At 33.4% G+C, this 17,789-nt stretch carries 21 protein-coding genes and 1 pseudogene; 2 read left to right on the top strand and 20 right to left on the bottom strand.

What is annotated here, in order from left to right; all coding sequences use genetic code 11:
* Positions 1-301: 301 nt before the first annotated feature.
* Positions 302-523, bottom strand: coding sequence for a hypothetical protein (locus tag AB5Z52_RS11570; RefSeq protein ID WP_003126527.1), 222 nt, complete (start codon positions 521-523; stop codon positions 302-304).
* A gap of 187 nt (positions 524-710) precedes the next feature.
* Here AB5Z52_RS11570 and AB5Z52_RS11565 point away from each other — a divergent pair, with 187 nt between their 5' ends.
* Positions 711-896, top strand: coding sequence for a DUF6440 family protein (locus tag AB5Z52_RS11565; RefSeq protein WP_003126526.1), 186 nt, complete (start codon positions 711-713; stop codon positions 894-896).
* A gap of 158 nt (positions 897-1,054) precedes the next feature.
* On the opposite strand, the gene AB5Z52_RS11560 is transcribed toward AB5Z52_RS11565, so the two are convergent.
* The 7 genes and pseudogenes from AB5Z52_RS11560 to AB5Z52_RS11530 form a co-directional block, all read right to left on the bottom strand.
* On the bottom strand, positions 1,055-1,228 hold the full coding sequence (locus tag AB5Z52_RS11560) for a hypothetical protein (protein WP_005471429.1): 174 nt from the start codon (positions 1,226-1,228) through the stop codon (positions 1,055-1,057).
* A gap of 32 nt (positions 1,229-1,260) precedes the next feature.
* Positions 1,261-1,539 (bottom strand): hypothetical protein, encoded by a 279-nt coding sequence (locus tag AB5Z52_RS11555; RefSeq protein WP_003126522.1) that lies wholly within the window; start codon positions 1,537-1,539, stop codon positions 1,261-1,263.
* Positions 1,536-1,940: a DUF1064 domain-containing protein gene (locus AB5Z52_RS11550; protein WP_081132466.1), complete on the bottom strand. Its 405-nt coding sequence runs from the start codon at positions 1,938-1,940 to the stop codon at positions 1,536-1,538. Before AB5Z52_RS11550 ends, AB5Z52_RS11555 begins: the two co-directional genes overlap by 4 nt.
* Positions 1,937-2,239 (bottom strand): hypothetical protein, encoded by a 303-nt coding sequence (locus tag AB5Z52_RS11545; RefSeq protein ID WP_003126520.1) that lies wholly within the window; start codon positions 2,237-2,239, stop codon positions 1,937-1,939. The genes AB5Z52_RS11550 and AB5Z52_RS11545 overlap by 4 nt, the downstream gene beginning before the upstream one ends.
* 50 nt (positions 2,240-2,289) lie before the next feature.
* On the bottom strand, positions 2,290-3,075 hold the full coding sequence (locus tag AB5Z52_RS11540) for a DnaD domain-containing protein (protein ID WP_231476186.1): 786 nt from the start codon (positions 3,073-3,075) through the stop codon (positions 2,290-2,292).
* 74 nt (positions 3,076-3,149) lie between these two features.
* A pseudogene (locus AB5Z52_RS11535) lies at positions 3,150-3,940 on the bottom strand (PD-(D/E)XK nuclease-like domain-containing protein).
* On the bottom strand, positions 3,912-4,064 hold the full coding sequence (locus AB5Z52_RS11530; RefSeq protein WP_021149739.1) for a hypothetical protein: 153 nt from the start codon (positions 4,062-4,064) through the stop codon (positions 3,912-3,914). Before AB5Z52_RS11530 ends, AB5Z52_RS11535 begins: the two are co-directional and overlap by 29 nt.
* A 3-nt stretch (positions 4,065-4,067) precedes the next feature.
* Here AB5Z52_RS11530 and AB5Z52_RS11525 point away from each other — a divergent pair, with 3 nt between their 5' ends.
* A complete protein-coding gene (locus AB5Z52_RS11525) occupies positions 4,068-5,042 on the top strand; it encodes a site-specific integrase (protein ID WP_096711004.1) in 975 nt (324 codons plus the stop codon).
* Positions 5,043-5,275: 233 nt separating this feature from the next.
* Here the strand turns inward: AB5Z52_RS11525 and AB5Z52_RS11520 are convergent, their stop codons facing one another.
* From AB5Z52_RS11520 to AB5Z52_RS11465, 12 genes are all read right to left on the bottom strand, one after another.
* Complete coding sequence (locus AB5Z52_RS11520; RefSeq protein WP_368243781.1) at positions 5,276-6,424, bottom strand: tyrosine-type recombinase/integrase; 1,149 nt, start codon at positions 6,422-6,424, stop codon at positions 5,276-5,278.
* Positions 6,424-6,615 (bottom strand): DUF3173 domain-containing protein, encoded by a 192-nt coding sequence (locus tag AB5Z52_RS11515; RefSeq protein ID WP_016171849.1) that lies wholly within the window; start codon positions 6,613-6,615, stop codon positions 6,424-6,426. The genes AB5Z52_RS11520 and AB5Z52_RS11515 overlap by 1 nt, the downstream gene beginning before the upstream one ends.
* Positions 6,616-7,007: 392 nt before the next feature.
* The gene (locus AB5Z52_RS11510; protein WP_368243779.1) at positions 7,008-9,755 is read right to left on the bottom strand and encodes an SIR2 family protein; all 2,748 of its coding nucleotides are present in this window, start codon (positions 9,753-9,755) and stop codon (positions 7,008-7,010) included.
* A gap of 103 nt (positions 9,756-9,858) precedes the next feature.
* A complete protein-coding gene (locus AB5Z52_RS11505; protein WP_368243777.1) occupies positions 9,859-10,449 on the bottom strand; it encodes a hypothetical protein in 591 nt (196 codons plus the stop codon).
* Positions 10,450-11,850: 1,401 nt separating this feature from the next.
* Positions 11,851-12,069 carry a hypothetical protein gene (locus AB5Z52_RS11500; protein WP_265453502.1) on the bottom strand — a complete coding sequence of 73 codons (219 nt, stop codon included), beginning with the start codon at positions 12,067-12,069 and terminating at the stop codon, positions 11,851-11,853.
* Between the two features lie 824 nt (positions 12,070-12,893).
* On the bottom strand, positions 12,894-13,085 hold the full coding sequence (locus AB5Z52_RS11495; protein WP_081123249.1) for a helix-turn-helix domain-containing protein: 192 nt from the start codon (positions 13,083-13,085) through the stop codon (positions 12,894-12,896).
* Between the two features lie 81 nt (positions 13,086-13,166).
* Positions 13,167-13,574, bottom strand: a complete 408-nt coding sequence (locus AB5Z52_RS11490; protein ID WP_368243785.1) for a sigma-70 family RNA polymerase sigma factor — start codon at positions 13,572-13,574, stop codon at positions 13,167-13,169.
* Positions 13,575-13,626: 52 nt separating this feature from the next.
* Entirely contained in the window at positions 13,627-14,088 is a 462-nt protein-coding gene (locus tag AB5Z52_RS11485; RefSeq protein WP_265453504.1) for a hypothetical protein, read from the bottom strand.
* A 152-nt stretch (positions 14,089-14,240) separates the two neighbouring features.
* On the bottom strand, positions 14,241-14,663 hold the full coding sequence (locus AB5Z52_RS11480; protein WP_265453505.1) for a hypothetical protein: 423 nt from the start codon (positions 14,661-14,663) through the stop codon (positions 14,241-14,243).
* 5 nt (positions 14,664-14,668) lie between these two features.
* Complete coding sequence (locus AB5Z52_RS11475) at positions 14,669-15,001, bottom strand: hypothetical protein (protein ID WP_265453506.1); 333 nt, start codon at positions 14,999-15,001, stop codon at positions 14,669-14,671.
* A 125-nt stretch (positions 15,002-15,126) separates the two neighbouring features.
* A complete protein-coding gene (locus AB5Z52_RS11470) occupies positions 15,127-15,891 on the bottom strand; it encodes an AP2 domain-containing protein (protein WP_284590692.1) in 765 nt (254 codons plus the stop codon).
* 69 nt (positions 15,892-15,960) lie between these two features.
* Complete coding sequence (locus AB5Z52_RS11465) at positions 15,961-17,652, bottom strand: hypothetical protein (protein ID WP_368243776.1); 1,692 nt, start codon at positions 17,650-17,652, stop codon at positions 15,961-15,963.
* Positions 17,653-17,789: the final 137 nt, after the last annotated feature.

The raw sequence follows: 17,789 nt of genomic DNA, 5'->3' as shown, positions 1-17,789 counted from the left end.
GAGACGGAATAAAAAATATAAATTCCGGTAAAATTTAGAGCAACAGATCATTTTTTTATCGGTATGAATTATTCAGGGACTTGGTAAAATATAAAATATGTTACAATACCTAAAAGGAGGTATTGCTTTGGGAACTTTTTTAGCTTTTATTTGGTATATTTTTATAGGATTTATGCTTTATGGAATCATCAGATTGGCAGTTAAACACGGAATTTCCGATTCCAAAAAAAATAATTTATGATTCTGTTGCTACTCTTTTAGAGTAGTTTTTTTATTTCCGCAATTTTTGGTGGATAACTGACTAAACCAGCGATCCGTCAACTGCCAATAATGTCGGTTCATTGTCATTAATACAATCAAAAACTTGCACCTCTGCCTCTTCACTACCGACTGGCTCCCCTGTTTGTTCACTCACTGTATTCGCAACTTTTGTAATGGCAACTGTCGTCTCAAGTTCTTTCATACTAGCTACAAAGTCCTCTTTATCTTCTACGTCACACACTACTTCTTCATAAAATTCCATACATTTTCCCTCATTTCAGCTGCTACAATTGCAAAATATGGCTCATTAATTTCAAAAAATCTCATTTTTCATCTTCCTTTCTAGTTGTGTATTTCTGTCGTTACTAAATTTTCATATCTACAAACATTTATAGTATTTATTTATTTTGTTTGTTTATTGTGGTACTTTATTTAAAAGGAGTGATTCTATGGCGAACAATATTGAATTTGAAGTTGAAAAAGTTTATAAAGGCAGAACCAACGAAATCTTTGTTATTACCGATCCCGAGACACAGGTACAATATATTCAAACAATTGTTATCGGTTCTGACGGAAAAGGCGTCGCAATTACACCAAGACTAGAGCCAGATGGAAGTATTCATTATAAGGATTAATTAGATCAACTTGTGTTGGTCTTTTTTCTTTCCAAGTTGGTAATTTCTTCCAATTGCTGACTAACGACCGCTAACGAATTTCCTCAGACTATGCAGACCTCTGCCACGTCTTTTCGATTTCCGATCAATCCAAGTACCAGTTGTTCCCCAATAATCAATCATGCCTTTTGGCGTATTGATCGCAAATTGATGATTATTGGATAATGGGTAAACTCAAAACCCAAAGACTTGATATTTTTTATCGCTGAATCGCCCATGCGCTTAACATGCTGCTTTCTACGCTCTTTCAGGTAAGGCTTCGCATCTTTCCAGTATTCAGCCATTTCTCCCATAAAATACCTTCTTTCTTCCGATTACAAACCCCTTATTTAGCCAAAATCATATTTTTCAGCTTAACAACAGTTTGATCACCAAGAACTTTCTGCCGCCACTCGTCCTGTTCTTTGTGACAGACAATAATTCTCACATGTGCCGATTTCTCATAAATTTTCAGACATTCCGCTCTAACCAATTCCGAAAATCCTTCGATGGCACAGTTGTAGATCTTGCCGACTTTTACTTTCGTTTTTGCTGGTCTGACCTTCGGTTGAATCTCGAAGCGACGTCCTTCTGGATGAATAACAAAAGAGTCTTGTATTCTCATGATTTTTCCTCATAAAACTTACTTTCGATAAATAGTCCAGTTTTTCGGTCATATTTAGCCAATATCAATTCGATTTGGTACCTAAAACAAAATAGTTTAGCTTTTATTTTAAAAGCCTCAGTTTGAACTCCTTTAACATCAACCGCTTGGACCAATTTGTTTCCATCCCAAAATGTGAAGTCCGGAGTATAAGTGATTGAACGTATGGTTTTATTCCCTATGCGAAATTTGGGTTGAAGCTCGAATTTTTCTTGTAATCGAAGTTCAAGACCATTGGTTTCCGCATATTTAGCAGCGAATGGAAGGTATCGTGCTTCAGCAACACTATCGAATTTAATGCCATTGACAACAGTTTTTCGATTGCTATATTTTGGTTTCTTGGATAGTTTAGTTGCTCTCATACTGCCGCACCTTCTCTTGCCATCAGTCCTCGATATAGCAACTTGGCTTCTTGCCACATTGATTCAGTGGTTCCGGCAGTGAGAAACTCGCCATAGTGCGTCTTCGATACTTTTCCCAAGCTGATTCGAGTGTGACGATACATTACCATGAAGATTCGAAAGCGGACCTCTTCTGGCTGATTGCTGTCAAGGATTCGCTTAACGTTTTCCATCAAGTTCTTGTGACTAGGGTCTAATGCAGCGTAGATTTGCTTAATTACAGTGATTCGGTTTAATTGATCAATTTCCAAATGGATCATCCCCCGCTTCTTTTCGTAGTCGTTCCATGATCTCAGCTTCCTTTTGAGCGTTATATCCTTCTGGATCGTTGAGCCATTCTTGGGATAGGTTCTGTGCGAATTGGTTTCTTAGAATAGCTATTTTGGTTCTTGTGCCTTACATCATCTGCTCTAACATCCGCCATAGTTTTGATATTTTTCTTTACCCAGCTTTGCATAATTCCTTTGGCATATCCGTATGACTTCTGGTCTATAGCAGACCGTCTCATAGCCTCACAAACCATTTCTTCGCCAATATCCTCAACCCAATGACGTAGATCATCAGCAACTAATCCGTTAATCACTCCAAAGACTTCTTGATAGAGCTGGAAAGGATTAGCAGCAGCCGGAGCGCTCTGCGCATTCTCTGCTGTTGCTGGTGATGTTGTTGGTGTTGTTGCTGGTGATGATGCTGGTTGCGTTATCGTATCGATACCATATCCATACCCTATCGATACGGTATTTTCTTTTGGTTTCAAAGTTTGGATAGGGTATTTATATTCTTGACACTTCTTGATGACCTCAATCTCAAATTCAAGTGTCTTTATCTCCTTTAATTCTTTGTCGATGACCGCTGCGACTTTAGGAGATCTGGCGCTGTTGTATTTGAGCCAGTTGACTATCATCAACTCTTCCGACTTTTCATTAAAGACGATTCGGCCTTCGCTAACGAGGAAGTCAATGTTTGTTTTTATTTCTTCTGCAGTCATATCTAGTTCAAACTTCGCATATCTCAGATTGAATTCATAAACACCACATTGAGTTGTGTAATCATTCGATAAGAGATATAGGAAAAAAGTTTTTGATCTTTGCTCCATTCACCGACTCGTTTGTCTTTCCAAAAAGTGGTATGGAGTTGTCTATAAATAGCCATTCTTTAAGCGACTCCTCCTTATTCCAATAAATCGCCTACTTCTAAAAATCCTGTTAAAGACTTATGTTGGCGACAGTATTCACATTTCCCGCACATTTTCGGCGCTTCTTCTCCATTTTTCACTCGTAAGATATGAGGTAATTCTTGTTCCAATAATCGAAGTTCAAAATCAAAGCGTCCAGGATAAATACTGATACCAGCAATATCAGGAGGCGACTCTTTTGTTACTGCAAAGATATAAGGTGTAATTTCCCTGTTATAGGTTTGTTCGAGTAAGTTTTTATAAACAGCCATTTGTAGAATATAGCCATATTGCTCAACAAACGAAACGTAGCCACTATATTTTTGTGACCAGTATCTCTGAGAAAGACTCCGAGTCGTTTTTAAATCAACAAGATAACCTTTCTCTAAATTGAAACAATCAATTCTGGCTTTCCATTCCGTATCAAATAGCGTTCCTGTTAGAATCAGTTCTTTCTCGCCTTGATAGACAAAACGAAAAAATCATCATATTCTAAGGTTTCAATCATATTGATCGCCTGAGCAAACTCTGCCCGTTCTGATCCATTCTTTTTATAAATAGCACTTGCATTCTCTTGTATAAATTCTTGATGTACCTCAGGAGACTTAAAATAGGAATGGACATAGTTTCCAACTAGTAAAGCCGTAGGATCACTCTCTGGCGACCATTCTTCTTTTAATTTTGCCAAAGTCGCTGCTTCGCATTCTTGAAATGTTTTGAATTGGCTGACTGACATATACTGCCAGTCAGCTTCATTGCTATAATAGTTCTTCTTGTTTAAGTCCATCGGTATCCGTCACCTTCGCTTCTTTCAAAGGATCTTTCTTTGTTTGAGAAAATTCTTGTTCTAGTTTCGACGATTCTTTCTTTTCGGCGGTCGGAACCTCAAACCAATCTTCTACTTTACTCATGCCATGAGTGTTGCTGATTACTTTGATTATTGGTTTGAAAACTACGTTGAAAAAAAGCTAAAATACAATACTCAGAAAAATTATCTAAACATCATTAATAAATACATTAAACCAGAAATAGGCAAGTATTACTTGAGCTCTATCGGCCCCTCTCGTCTTCAAGATTTAATGAACAAGTTACCCAATGGATTTGACCGCCCTCTTGCTAAACATTCCGTAGAAATTGTACTTACTGTTTTAAAAGGAGCATTTAAAAGAGCTGTCTATCCATGGCAAGCAATCAATTCAAATCCTATGGTATACGTTGAAATGCCAGCCTTCGAAAATAAACCCAAACAAACAAGGGATGACATGAAAATTATCACTATGGATCAGTATCAAAAAATACTTGAATTTAATCCCCCATCCAGTCCTTTCAGATTACCACTCATGATTGGCTTTCATACAGGATTGCGGAGAGGTGAAGTATGTGGTCTACAGTGGTCAGATATTTCTTTGGATGAGCGAACAATAACAGTAGATCGAATAATGTTACAGGACAAGCATGGAATTCAGCTTGGCACTCCCAAAACACAAGCAAGTTTCAGAATAATAGCAATTGATGATGTATTAGCAGCTGAATTAAGAAGAGCAAGAAAGAGTCAATCAGAGAATAAACTTAGGTATGGTAAATTCTATTACGATTCAACTTTTGTCTGTACAAAAGACAATGGCGAACCAGTGACACCAAATTCTATTAAATGGCACTCTTCTCGAATAAAAAAGGAACTCGGAATTGATTTTAATTTTCACTCTCTTCGACATACTCACGCTACCATGCTTTTAGAAGATGGAGTCAAGCCAAAAATTGTTCAAGAAAGATTGGGCCATTCAAGGATTGCTACTAAAATGGACAAATATGTCCATGTAACTAGAAAGATGAAAACAGAAGCCGTTGATATATTCGCCCAACGATTGAAAAAATCCGCTGAAAGATAAAAAAATTGTCGCCCATTTAAATTTATGGGCGACAATCGGGCGAATGTTTTTGAAAATTCACAAAGAAACAACAATTGTTTTCAAGAACCCCTTGCTATTTCTTCGGTTCATCCTCATCCATTTTCGATTCCGACAACTAGCCTCTAAAGCCCGGTATATCAACATCGAAAATTCAAAAACCGGCTAAAAACGGCTCGTGACAGTAATTTGACAGCAGCAAATCGCAAAAAAAATTACACTTCAAATTTAGTAAATTCATCTGCTAAAGTTTGGTTGGTATCTGGATAAAGATGCCCATATTTATCTAAAGTTGTCTTAACAGAGGAATGTCCCAAACGCTTTGAAACAGCATAGATATTGTTATTATGTTCAATCAAAAATGCCACATGAGAATGCCGTAATCCATGTAAGTGAATCGGTTTGACACCAGCTACTTCAGCTAATTTTTTTACTCGACCTAAAAATGTCTTTGGAGATGGTGGTAAGCCATCAAAGGTAAAAATAAAGCCCAAGTCATCCCCAATCGTTTTTTGAGATTCTTTCCATTCCCTTAAATCTTCTATCGTTTGCTTGTCTAGAGTAATCGTTCGGATACTTGAAGTATTCTTAGTATCTGAGAAATCATAATCCGTTCTTGTTCGAATATAGAGTGATTTACTCACACTACAAGTTCCTTTACGAAAATCGATATCTGGCCATTGTAGCGCAAAAAGTTCTTCACTTCTAAGTCCTGTCACGAATAAAAAGCGCATCATTCGTTTATAAAATTCTTCTTGGAAATCACATCGATATGAACAATTGTATACTTTCTTAAATTCATCAACAGTCCAAAATGCCACAACCGATCGCTGGGTTCTGATTTTCCCAATAGTATCTACCGGATTCTCATCAATGACTTCCAAAACTACCGCGCGTTTAAAAATAATCCGTAACTTATTAAAGATCTGTTTAATATAATTGTTCGAAAGCGGACGTATTTTTCCTTCTTTATTCGTGACAGAACATTCTTGAACAAGAAATTGTTGAAACTCTTGAATATGAATCGGTCGAATTTTTTCCATTTGCATTTTTCCAAAATAAGCTAAAGCACGTTTTAAAGTCTTATCGGTTTTTACATATGTTTTCTCAACCGTCCCAAGTTTATACCACGGAAAAAAATACTTCTTATAAAACTCACGAAAAGTAATCCCTTGTAAATAAATTTCTTGAGAATCAGAATAATTCTTTTTCAATTCCTCCATCGCATCTTTTGCTTCTTTTTGCGATTTAAATCCTCTTCTAGTGGGTTGAATTCTCTTTCCGAAACGATCATAACCCAAAGTTAATGAAAAATACCACGTTCCTCTCTTCTCGTCTTTGTACACATTTGCAACTCTTCTCATCAGTATTCATCCTCCCAAGAAATGTGTAAGACCTCTTCAATGACACTCACAGGTATCCTTTTAATCTTGCTATTGCGATAAAAAGAATACCCATTAGTGACCAAAAGAGCTTTGCATTCCCTGAAGATCTTGTCAGCGTAATACCGTGAAAATCCCAACTTGATAATATCTTGCCGAGTGGCTGTCTTCATTCTACCGCCTTCTCTTTCCAACGTCAGCGCCTCACGAAAAATATAAGTTACACATTATAAAAACATTTATTTATCTACCAGCTGCTCCTGTCAAAAAGCACATAGGATTTTCACCTCTCCCCAGTAATGGCGAGCCAATTTAGTTACGGAAGTATCATTATTACATTTGCAGATCATGGCTCGAATTCGACAATTCTTCTCTCAACTATTTATCGCTCCGATTACTCATCATGGCGTAATTGGGAAATGCTCCCTGCAAATGGAAAGTACTGATAGATTTTGTATTCAATTTTCAAAGGTCATTTTTCTTTACACTAATAAAGACAATTGGGAATACAAAAAAGCAACTCTCTTTGAAAGAAAGTTGCTTTTTTATATTCTGCTATTTTGATTTACACATTCTTATTATCAACCTTTGCTTTCCCCGTTTCAAATTGACTGATAGCCCAACTATTGAACATTTCCTTATCATGATCGTTTTTACTAAATGACTCCCTAGCTTGATAAAAATCATGGTTCTTTAAAAGATTTTCGATAGTAATGTCATTTCTAACATTGAACATCATCCAATCTACCTCTGGAAATTTTCCTTTTATTTTTTCATCAATTTCTGCTTCAGAAATACTTTCCAAACTAAAATAATTCAGTTGAACTAAAACAAAAATGTCAGTAATAGCTACTTCAAGTGGATCAGGGTAAAATTTTACACCTTTAGTTATATCTTTATTGACTTTATCTACTAAATTTTGAAAAACATCATCTTTTAGAGTGATAAAATCATTGACTTGAAATTTAATCATTTCAATCACAAAGTGAAAATCTATCTCAGCAACTGCAAGGTTAGAATATTTAGATAAAATAGCATCTACCAATTTTTTTTGTTCCACTTCAAGAAATTTATAAAAAGCACCTAAAAATCTACTATATTTCACAATTCTAGTTGGTTTATCTTCAACAAAAAGTATGATTGAAAGATCTTGAGTAAGGTCAGCAAAAAAAATACTTTTTCTTGAAATGTCTTTATCTAATTCTAATATTTTCGAATAGTAAGGGTAATTATCTTCATGCAAGGCAAAGTTATTTTTTATAATAATCTCTACGTGCTCTTTTGAAATTTCTCTTAACTTATTTAAATTATCTTCTGACAGAGTTTTATTTTGACAGAGTATCATTTGTATAATTTTTTTAATTGCATCACGATTATTATAATAAACTGGGAAAGCTGCTAAAAGATCTACTAAAAAATTACCATCATTCAAATCCACCACATTTAAAAAATCGATAGTCTGATTGAGTAAATTAGCATGTATGTCCATAGGGCCCTTATTAATCTTGCATAATTCTTGAATAGATTCGATTATATAATCAAGAGCCTTATTCGTCACTTTCAATTTAGACATAGAATAGTTATCAAGATAAACCTTTAACATTTTTTTGTTCATATTTGGTAGGATATATTTAATATTATCTAAATCTAGTGCCTCGATAATCGATGAAGTTCCTTCAAATGGATAATTGTTTTCATCGTTATTATAGTACGAATTATCTAATGCTATTAGTAAACATTCAAAATATCTACTTACAACTAACTGATACTCCTGATATTGATTCACACAAATACAGTTTTTCTCAATAAAATCAATAAACGAATAAAATTCATATTTCACCGTCAATAGAATATTATTAGAAGAATATCCTCCGTTCTTGAATGCTACTCTTTCTTGTCTTAATTTGTCCATAAGCACATCAATTTTGGATAACTTTCTATAAACAAATTTGAAATTGTAAATTACGTCTCTAAAAAAGATTGCTATTTTTCTCAAATCTTCTTTAGAACTGTCTATTATTCGGTCCATAATACTATCAAAACTTCCATCTTTGTATACGGTATCATCTAGTTCAACTTTTTCTTCAAAAAATCCCGGATTTATATGAGCTACGTTAAATTCAGCTAACAAAAAATTGAAATAGTCTTTTTTTGCAAACGAAGTATTAGCGATTTCTCTAAACTTTACTTTAGCTAAACTAAACTTTTTTTCCTTATATAACTCAAAAGCTGGAGTTAGCACTGGATTTCCCAATCCTCCCATATTACTTTGGTCCATATCAATCCCTAAAAATTGACTAAGGCTTGTTTTTTCTTCTATAAAATTAATTAGCTCTGAATTTCCACCCACATTGAACTCAAATGCATCTCTATCTCTCCAAACAAATTGGTCGGGTGAAGTTAGCCATGCATGTTTATTTAACCCCGAAAATCCAGCAATATCTCTGGATTCAATAAAAAATAGCTTATCCAAAAATTTAATTTTTTTCCACAACACTACTTCATTTAGGCTCTCTTCATCTATTTTACTGGAAATTTGATTTAAGAAATCAACAGTATATTCTCCAAGCTTTGATGAATCAACTTCTTCTGAACTTGAAAGAACGTAAATTCCCCTTTTTTTATAATACTCTATAACAGGTTCATCTTGTTTTTGAGGTGTGAAAAAGTATGCATGTTTCGCATCTCCTCCAAGGCTTTTTTGAATTAATCTAAAAATGGAGTTAAACGTGGAATCTCCTAATGAATATCCTATAAATAACAATGTGTTATTCATTATCAATGATTTAATGAGCGTTGAAATCATATAAAAATTTTCTTCATAATCCAAGTAGTCGTTTTCTTTAAGAACAATATTTTTTAATGCTAAATCCCCATGCATTTTAATAATATATTGTCCAGAATTAGAATATGGGATATCTTCATCTCTTTTTAAAATATCATATTTATCTATACTGGAATTCATCATATCTTCTAGTAATGTATCATAATTAGTTGTGATTAAATGTTTTGGATGAATTTTTAAAATGTGTTTATGAATATCATTGGGTTTAGCATCATTATGTCGACTAAAGATATCCATAATTTTTTGATAGTATTTCTGTTGTCCCCAAATATCATAATAGAATTGAGCAATTTTCAAATAATCAGTGATTGAATTATTGATATCTAGCTCTTTCTCAAATTCATTTACTAATTGACCCCAACTAGGTAATCCGGAATTTGCTGATACCCCAGCGCCGACAAAAATAATTAGTGTATCATCATTCATAGCTTCAACTATATTTTCTATTGCTTGCTTCTCGATTCCCAATTATATATCTCCTCAATTCTGTCTTAAAACTCTTTTCGGTTAGTATTATTCATACAAAACACTATTACAAGTCAAGATATTTAAATTACAATAAAAAAATTAGTCAACGATAATTATGTGAGTACTTATTCAAAATCGGAATATCATTTTCAATTAAAAGAAGGTTACCAATATTTTTTTCGAGTTCCGAAATGCTTATTCCAAAGTCATTACTAAAAGGAATTATAATAGCCTTTTTTATATAACCGTTAACATTCTCTATAATCTCGTTCATTTTTTCCTTCTGGTCTTCTGATGCTATCACTTCAAAAATTAGTCTTGGGGTCACTGATGAGCCCCATTCTTTATATTTAAAAAATAGATCCCCAAAACTCTTCTTTTGAAAATTAATCTTAGTCTTTCCAACAACTACAATAAAATCATCATTTGTAAATCCTACCCACACATATTGACTATTGCCATTTACATCAACTAATCCATAAAACGATTTAACACTTTTTTTTTCAAATTCTGATGTGTCACTATATGTTTTTAATGAAATACTAAAAACCCTTGTCATATCCAAATAACTTTGATTTTTAATGATTTTTTCTACTTTTTCAAGCGTCATCACGTTCCCTTGGGCTTTTCTTTTTTCGAATAACCTTCGTTGATTAGTCCCCCTGGGTGTTTCTTTGGCTATCAAAATACTCATAAATACCTCCTATAGAAATACTAAATTACTAAAATAAAAAAAGATATTGGTAGAAAACATAAAGATATTATCAACAGCTGTCTACTGTATCAAACTTCTCAATATATTCTCTAATAAGTCGAGATTTAGTCAGAAATTCTATTTTCACATAAAAATGCTTTGTTGTATCCACTTATTAAATTTGAAGTGTGTCTTTCATATGTTTCTTAAATAATTCGTTATTCCAAAAAACAATTCGTACGCCATCAATACCCTTGGTTATCAAAATATAATAGATGTTCAATACAAACAGTGTAAAACCTTTTTTATTCTCCTGACTAGCACCATTCTTTGAAAACTTACCATTTACATTGTGAAAATTATCGGAATTACCAAAAAGACGTCCTAAATAACGAATTGTAGATTATTTCCAACCAGTACTCCAAATTTATTCAAGTCAATTCCTTGAACAGCTAAAAACAATCCGACCTAGTCCTCTGTATCGAAATCTTTCGAATTAATCCAGTTTTCTTGTGTAGAATTCTATCGTTTGGGAAGAATTCCTTTGTTCCAATGCATTATATTTGATCCTTACCATCTGATTATTTCACAGGTTTCCCAAAAAAAATCTATTTACATAATCACTATGATAATTTCTGTCATCTTCTATCCAATCAAACAAATTAGCTAAAGAGTTACTGAATCTACGAGATTTTCACGAGATAAATGTGCTAACTTCGATATTTCTCCATTAAGCAAGTAACCCATCAAAACTGCTCCTCTCTAAAATATATATACTTAATTATACGCTTCATATCGCTTTCAGAAAAGATTAACTTGATAGAACTATATTTACATATGATGGTTCAAATAGGTAGGATGATACTCCTACTAAAGTTCATAAATTAAAATTTAATAGTGAAAAAAAGAATAACGAAACGCCGCTCTAGCAAAGCGGACTTCTTTACTCCTTTTTTTGAATTTATTATCTGTAGTGTGTAGCCAACAGCATTCCTACCAAAATAAATTGTTAATATAATTAGTAGTGTTGTTAAAACTAGCTTCCAGTTTAATTGGAAGTCCTTAATTGTCATTCTTAATATTGAAAAGGTTATAAGAAATAATATACCCCTGCAAATTACCTCATTAAACATGAACACTAATCTTTTTCAAATATTTGATATAGAATACATATTAAATATTGCTGCAATATTTGAAGGGCAGATAACTATCTAGGGATTAAATAACCAATAGTCCGTATAGGCTCATACTCCCCACTAAACACATACGAAGCTGTGATGTCTACTATAGTAAGTATTGCTAACACCGCTTCTCCTATCTCATGAAGTTATCCAATACTGGTCTTTCTATTAATTTACATAAAAAATTTCTTTATACGTTTTTCAATAAATCTACAACTAATCACAAATAAAGCTCAGTGAAAAATAAAATAATTGATACTAAAACAAAGATATAAAGATTATTGCTCATTAAAATAGCGGCTATAACTAACCAGCTTATAAAGAAAAAAATTCGTTTATTTTCTTTCCATGATTCCCACTTTTTTCTATCAATCCCTACAAACATGCATACTAAAATTGGAAATATGATAATTGTTACATTAGAAGCTGTCTCTAACATTTCTCTTCACCTTTCTCCTAAACAAAATCACTAAATACCTTTGTGAAAAATCCTAAAGGCAGATAAAACACTATTACTGTAGCCCCCAAAAACTACTGAATACTACATATCTTTTATTTAATCACCAAAATCTCCCCAAACTATTAGCATCACCCTGTCATTTTGAAAGCAGTTATTTTATGTAAATAGGTAAGGCCCCAGCTACTACTTATTTTGAAGAATATAAAAAATTGTAGACGTAATTCCACAGCAAACGGCCAAAAGATAATTTCTTTGAGACAATGCAATCAACATCAATAACACGAATATAAGTTGAAGTCTTTTGAATTTTAATTTACTATTTCCTTTATGCTCCATAGACATTTCCTCCAAGATTCCTTTTTTACTTTAAAATTCTATCCTTTATAAGTTGATATTATTCACCATGTAAATAGCACGATAAACGAATATAAAAAGACTATTAAATTAAGTCCTAACATTACTTACTTAGTTGTTTTTTTAATCGCAACATAGCAAAGCGTTACAAGTATCAAAACGGTTCCTATTATGACTATCACCATGTTTACAACATCCTTAGAAAAGGGCGTCAAAAGAGAATATACTACCAATAAAAATAACACACACAAAGCCAGCACAATATATTTTCGTTTCATTTTTACTCCCACCTCTGCAAAATGCAGCTGCTATCCTTATTTATGTCACAATAAACCTACTCTAAATTATTTTAATATCATTCAAAATCAAAGAAAGGTAGGTTCATAGCTTTGTACCTACCTTTCGGAAACGCTAACAGAAACTGACTACACGATTATCTTTAATAATGATTATTCTGTAATATCAATTTTTTTAAGAGCTAAATATAGTCTGATCATACACTCTTGATAGCAATCTTCATCAAAGCTTCCATTACGACAAGATTCTTTAATCAGCAATGGTTTAAAACTGTTCACAATTTGAGAAAACGCCTCTTCATCATCCTTTTGAACAAGAATAACGAGTTCTGCCAATGACTTCATTTCACGCATCCTCCATTTTTAGCACTGATTTTCCATGGCCAGTGCTTCAGGGAGGAGCACGAATCATATATTTTTTTAAAACTAAGTGAGGAGACGTTTTCGAATTTTTCCTAGAATACGTTGGCGCTTTTTTGTTGCACCTTGCCTTGTCATTGATAGTTGAATGGAAATTTCATAGTCTGAATATCCAAAAATATATTTTTGAATCAGTAGAGATTGATCTTTATCAGGTAGTTTTTGGAATTCAGTGGCTAAGGCAAAATTAGAGAAATCTAGCGGAAATTTTTCAGATACTACCGTAACAGTTTCTTGTGGATACATTGCTTGCTCCTCGATAAAATAATCTAGTGTCTTTTGTCCAGGAACAAATTCAGTATCTTTTAGTCTGCTATTTTTAGCAAAATAATTAATTGCCGTATTATGAACTGTTTTTTGAATATAGCTAATAATTTGTGCATCATCATTTGCAAAATCAAAATTCTGATTCATCACTGTCACTTCTTCCTTTGAAAATTCGAAAGGAAAAAGATATACGGACAAATTAGGTTTTAAGTCTATATTGCCAATATCCTCTCATAGCACGTTCAACAGGGATTGATTCATCTCGATTAATTTTTGGAAGAATATTATTTACAAAATTGCGATAATCAGGAAAAATTTCATACGATTCTGTCCACTCATGATATATTTGCTTGGCGGATAATGGTTTTCCTGCCTCTTTCAAAATTGATGCAATAATAAACCCGTAATCTTTGTAAGATCGATGATGGTTGTCGATTGCTTTTCGCTGAGTAAAGTAATCTTGGAGCTCCTTTTCATTTTCTAAATTCATCGGCTCCACTTCACGATGTATTGCTTTATCAGAATTTGTCGTGTCTTGATTATCTTCTAAATGAATCAAGTATTCTTTTAGATCAAAATACTGTTTTGAAAGCTCCCTTCTTTCCTCCATCAATAGTCTCAGTTGTTCGTACACTCGACATTTTTCATCACGAATATCCATATTCTTTCTTCCCCTTTCACTACTAAAAACAAAAAGGGAACACAAAAATGGACATTAAATCGAAAATTGTTTCAAATTATTAGTAAAAAATATTATCCTCTGATCTTAGCTCGCAATTGCTACTTCAAAAGATGTTATTTGATTTTTGAAATTTAATTTCCCTTTTCTTCTTGAAAGGTCCACTCCTTTTTAATATCTTGCAATTCTCTAATAAGAACTTCCTTAATAAATGAGGTAAAATAAACGTCTTGTTCATCGTTAATATACTTATCCTTCAATGTTCCCAAAGCCTCTTCTGTTAAATGTTGTAAAAAGTCTTCATCAGTTTTATACCCATTTTGCGGTATCCCAATATAATTCAAGATTGCTTGGCATTTCAAATCTAAAACTTGTAATTGTATAAGTATATTTTCAAAATTACTACTATTTACTTCTTTTACTAACAGTTCTGCTTGTTTTTTTATACGCTCGAATTGTTCAAGAACGATAATGTGTTGTGACTTTAATTCTTTCTCTGAAATTTTTCTTTTTTCAATTGCATATTTCACAAAATTTATATCCCACAAATACATCATAATTATCACTCCAGTATTTCGAGTAATGAATACCTATTAGTTAAATCATTTCCAAAAGATATCTTTTCCAGAAATGTATCTCGATACCCCTTTTCTATTAATTCAATAATTCTATCACTCGTTAATTGTTCTTCCTCATTTATCTCTAGAAAAAACATTAGTAAACTAGCTTTTTCCTCTATTACATTAATTTTTGTGATTGTTGTTCTGAGATTATCTGGCGAAATATTTTCTATAAGAAAATCAAACTCTCTCAAAATGTTCTCTGAATACTCTTGAAGTCGAACGTCTTGAAACATTTTCTTCTTAAATAGATGTCTAAGGCTGTCCTGCCACATTATACTATCCTCCTATTTTCATCGTTGATTCTAACAATCTCACATTCAGTATTTACTATTACTAAAATCTATATTTCTTTTCCTTTTTCAATGGTTTAAATAAAAGCAATCAGGAAATTCGGCTATCAGCTCGAAAATTGTTTTAACAACGGCAAAAAATATTTATCTTCGGCTCTTTTTCTCGCCAGCGCTGCTTCACTTAGATTGTCATACGTACCCAGATAGTGTCGCTTTCCACGGAAAGTAATATAAGCTACCCACATTCCCTTACACCGATAAACTCCTTTTACGCCACTAGTATTGTTTTTGGCCAATTTAGCTTTCAAACATTCGACAATTGTTCCTTTTACACAAGTTCTACTTTCAACTCTTTTCAAACAACCACAACTTTTTGTGTGACCTGATGATAAGTTGCCATAGCTTACTTCACATAATTGACCGCAGCTACACTTACATCTCCATTTTGTTTTCCAATCTAACTTCTTATTTAATGGCTCAATGACAGTCAGGTTACCAAATACTTGCTTTTCAATATGATATTGTTTTTCCTTAAGACATCCACAACTCCAGATTTCTCCTCGTTGCAATCGTTTTGCCGATGCCAGTATTTCATTGCCACACGAACATAGGCATTTCCATACAACGGTTCCTTCGCTACGTTCTTCTGTTGGAGCAAGGGCAACTAGTTCACCAAATTTTTTATTAGATAAATCCTTATATCTATGCCGATTTTTAACATTTCCACACCCGCAGCTTTTTGTTCGACCCGAGACTAAATTGGAATGATAAACAATTGTTTCTTGTCCACAATCACAAAGGCAGTGATACTTTTTATAACCATTTTGAATTAATTCATCTAAAATAATCAGATGACCATATCTTTTTTGCATAACCCATCGCCTCATTACTCATGAAATCTATGTACTGAGATAACCAGGGGACCACCCTAGTTATCTCTACTAAATCACTTCAAATTTGAAGGTCATTTGGATGTTACATTTTGTATTTTGATATTTTCCGTAATATGCTCCTTTAATTTGAAACCCACCAACTGCTTGAGAATTTAAAATCCCCAATTCTTGATTTGCTACTGAAGGATGTAACTCAATCATTGGAAACTGAAATTCTTCCAATGAACTCAAACTTAATTTCACTTTTTCATCTTTCCCACTAGGTTCGATATCATTAGCTCGAATGACATCAATCGTTGAACTAGAATCCACTTGCATTTTGGCTAAAGATACTTTGAGCTTAGCAGTTGAATTATTTTTCACTTCGTAACTTGGTGATGATACCTTACCATTTTGAATATCTGTTGATCCAAAAATTACTTTTTGCGGGATAGTAACATCAATCAAATCTTTGGCATCTAAAATATTAATCGTAATATCTTTCGTAAGATTGCCAAGTTGGATCGTAGCAGTATAGGAGCCAAACTGAGGCTTGACATCATGCTTGATCACTTTAATTTGCTGAGATATTTCATTTCCACTTGAAAGTTCCCACGCTTTAGATTGGCTTTCTTGCAAAATCCATTCTTCCATTTTTGAAGCAGGAACGTGGTTAGAATAAGCAGTGAAATTTTGTGAACTCAAGACATATTGATCGTCAAAGATACTATGGTGATCATGTACAAAAACAGGTACAGTCACTTCTGACTTATTCCCATTTTGATCGGATAATTCAACTTTTGCATCCGTCAAACCAATTTTAGATGTATCAGGTATTTTTATATACTTTGCTGTTATTTTTGAAATAGCATCATTATCTTGCAAGTTTGTTACTACATCAAGTGGGTTGGCTGATATACTGCCGTTGACTGGGATCATTTGTAAAATACCATTCCCAGTAGGTGCAACATTGTCAGGATTAACAGTTAACTTTGCTTGTACTTTGGTAATATTTCCAGATGGATCACTTACTTCCAGATAAACATCTTGAATACCAACTTTCTTATTGTCCGGAGTTGGCTTTGACTTATCAAATGAAAACGAAAATGGTCCATTAATATCATTATCTGATACATGATCGATAAAATCAGCTTCCGTTACAGTACCTCCGTAGTCTATCGTTGCATCCTTACTTATGACTTTTGGAGGAGTTGTATCCTTCACAATCACTGTAGTACTCAAGCTTGCGGTATTTCCCAAGTTATCGATTAATTTAACACCAAAATTGTGACTACCTAATCCTAGACTATTTGGGTCCGAGTCTGGACGAATGGTAACGGGTTGTTTTCCATTATCCTTTGGCGGACTTACAAAGAAGTCATTAATATCTGATTTTTGGCCAAGTTCTAATTCTATTGGGTTGATTAATATCCCTGTTGGAGGTGTGGTGTCAATTACTGTAAATGGAACAGTAACCAGCATTGATTCATTATTATCGGAGAATCGAAACTTACCGGTTGTAACACCTAGTCGGGAATCAATAGGTCGATCTTCCATACTCCAATTTACTGTTCCGGCGTGTGATAAAACATCTACGTAGTTAAACGGATCATTAAATGTAGCATCAAATAAATTCAATTCAATCGTATTATTTTTCTTTGGAATCACATCTAGTGATCGTTTTGAAACATTTACTATAATCGATTTTGTTTGATGAAAGCTTCCAATTCGATCATTGACTTGGTACCAAATCCCGCCCACTTTTTCTTCTACATAAAATCGCCATTCAAGATCGTATTCAATATCAAGTTGAACAAGCCCTGATGTTAGGATGATTTCATGGACACGATTTGGTAGAATCTAACTACTAAGAAAAGGACGTGTCCGAAGATGGCAAA

Source organism: Enterococcus sp. RTP21361st1_A6_RTP21361_211029, from assembly GCF_040910045.1.
Taxonomy (GTDB): Bacteria; Bacillota; Bacilli; order Lactobacillales; family Enterococcaceae; genus Enterococcus_D; species Enterococcus_D gallinarum.
The sequence above is the reverse complement of the archived record's forward strand: the minus strand, read 5'-3'. Positions and strand labels throughout refer to the sequence as shown.

Excerpts from the sequence above, each read along its gene's own strand:
- AB5Z52_RS11490 (WP_368243785.1), bottom strand. The coding sequence starts at position 13,574 with ATGAATCAGAATTTTGATTTTGCAAATGATGATGCACAAATTATTAGC.
- AB5Z52_RS11485 (WP_265453504.1), bottom strand. The coding sequence starts at position 14,088 with ATGGATATTCGTGATGAAAAATGTCGAGTGTACGAACAACTGAGACTA.
- AB5Z52_RS11520 (WP_368243781.1), bottom strand. The coding sequence starts at position 6,424 with ATGAGAAGAGTTGCAAATGTGTACAAAGACGAGAAGAGAGGAACGTGG.
- AB5Z52_RS11545 (WP_003126520.1), bottom strand. The coding sequence starts at position 2,239 with ATGATCCATTTGGAAATTGATCAATTAAACCGAATCACTGTAATTAAG.
- AB5Z52_RS11570 (WP_003126527.1), bottom strand. The coding sequence starts at position 523 with ATGGAATTTTATGAAGAAGTAGTGTGTGACGTAGAAGATAAAGAGGAC.
- AB5Z52_RS11515 (WP_016171849.1), bottom strand. The coding sequence starts at position 6,615 with ATGAAGACAGCCACTCGGCAAGATATTATCAAGTTGGGATTTTCACGG.
- AB5Z52_RS11565 (WP_003126526.1), top strand. The coding sequence starts at position 711 with ATGGCGAACAATATTGAATTTGAAGTTGAAAAAGTTTATAAAGGCAGA.
- AB5Z52_RS11525 (WP_096711004.1), top strand. The coding sequence starts at position 4,068 with ATGAGTGTTGCTGATTACTTTGATTATTGGTTTGAAAACTACGTTGAA.
- AB5Z52_RS11470 (WP_284590692.1), bottom strand. The coding sequence starts at position 15,891 with ATGCAAAAAAGATATGGTCATCTGATTATTTTAGATGAATTAATTCAA.
- AB5Z52_RS11550 (WP_081132466.1), bottom strand. The coding sequence starts at position 1,940 with ATGAGAGCAACTAAACTATCCAAGAAACCAAAATATAGCAATCGAAAA.
- AB5Z52_RS11560 (WP_005471429.1), bottom strand. The coding sequence starts at position 1,228 with ATGGGAGAAATGGCTGAATACTGGAAAGATGCGAAGCCTTACCTGAAA.
- AB5Z52_RS11495 (WP_081123249.1), bottom strand. The coding sequence starts at position 13,085 with ATGAAGTCATTGGCAGAACTCGTTATTCTTGTTCAAAAGGATGATGAA.
- AB5Z52_RS11475 (WP_265453506.1), bottom strand. The coding sequence starts at position 15,001 with ATGTGGCAGGACAGCCTTAGACATCTATTTAAGAAGAAAATGTTTCAA.
- AB5Z52_RS11530 (WP_021149739.1), bottom strand. The coding sequence starts at position 4,064 with ATGAGTAAAGTAGAAGATTGGTTTGAGGTTCCGACCGCCGAAAAGAAA.
- AB5Z52_RS11540 (WP_231476186.1), bottom strand. The coding sequence starts at position 3,075 with ATGGAGCAAAGATCAAAAACTTTTTTCCTATATCTCTTATCGAATGAT.
- AB5Z52_RS11480 (WP_265453505.1), bottom strand. The coding sequence starts at position 14,663 with ATGATGTATTTGTGGGATATAAATTTTGTGAAATATGCAATTGAAAAA.
- AB5Z52_RS11505 (WP_368243777.1), bottom strand. The coding sequence starts at position 10,449 with ATGAGTATTTTGATAGCCAAAGAAACACCCAGGGGGACTAATCAACGA.
- AB5Z52_RS11555 (WP_003126522.1), bottom strand. The coding sequence starts at position 1,539 with ATGAGAATACAAGACTCTTTTGTTATTCATCCAGAAGGACGTCGCTTC.
- AB5Z52_RS11500 (WP_265453502.1), bottom strand. The coding sequence starts at position 12,069 with ATGTTAGAGACAGCTTCTAATGTAACAATTATCATATTTCCAATTTTA.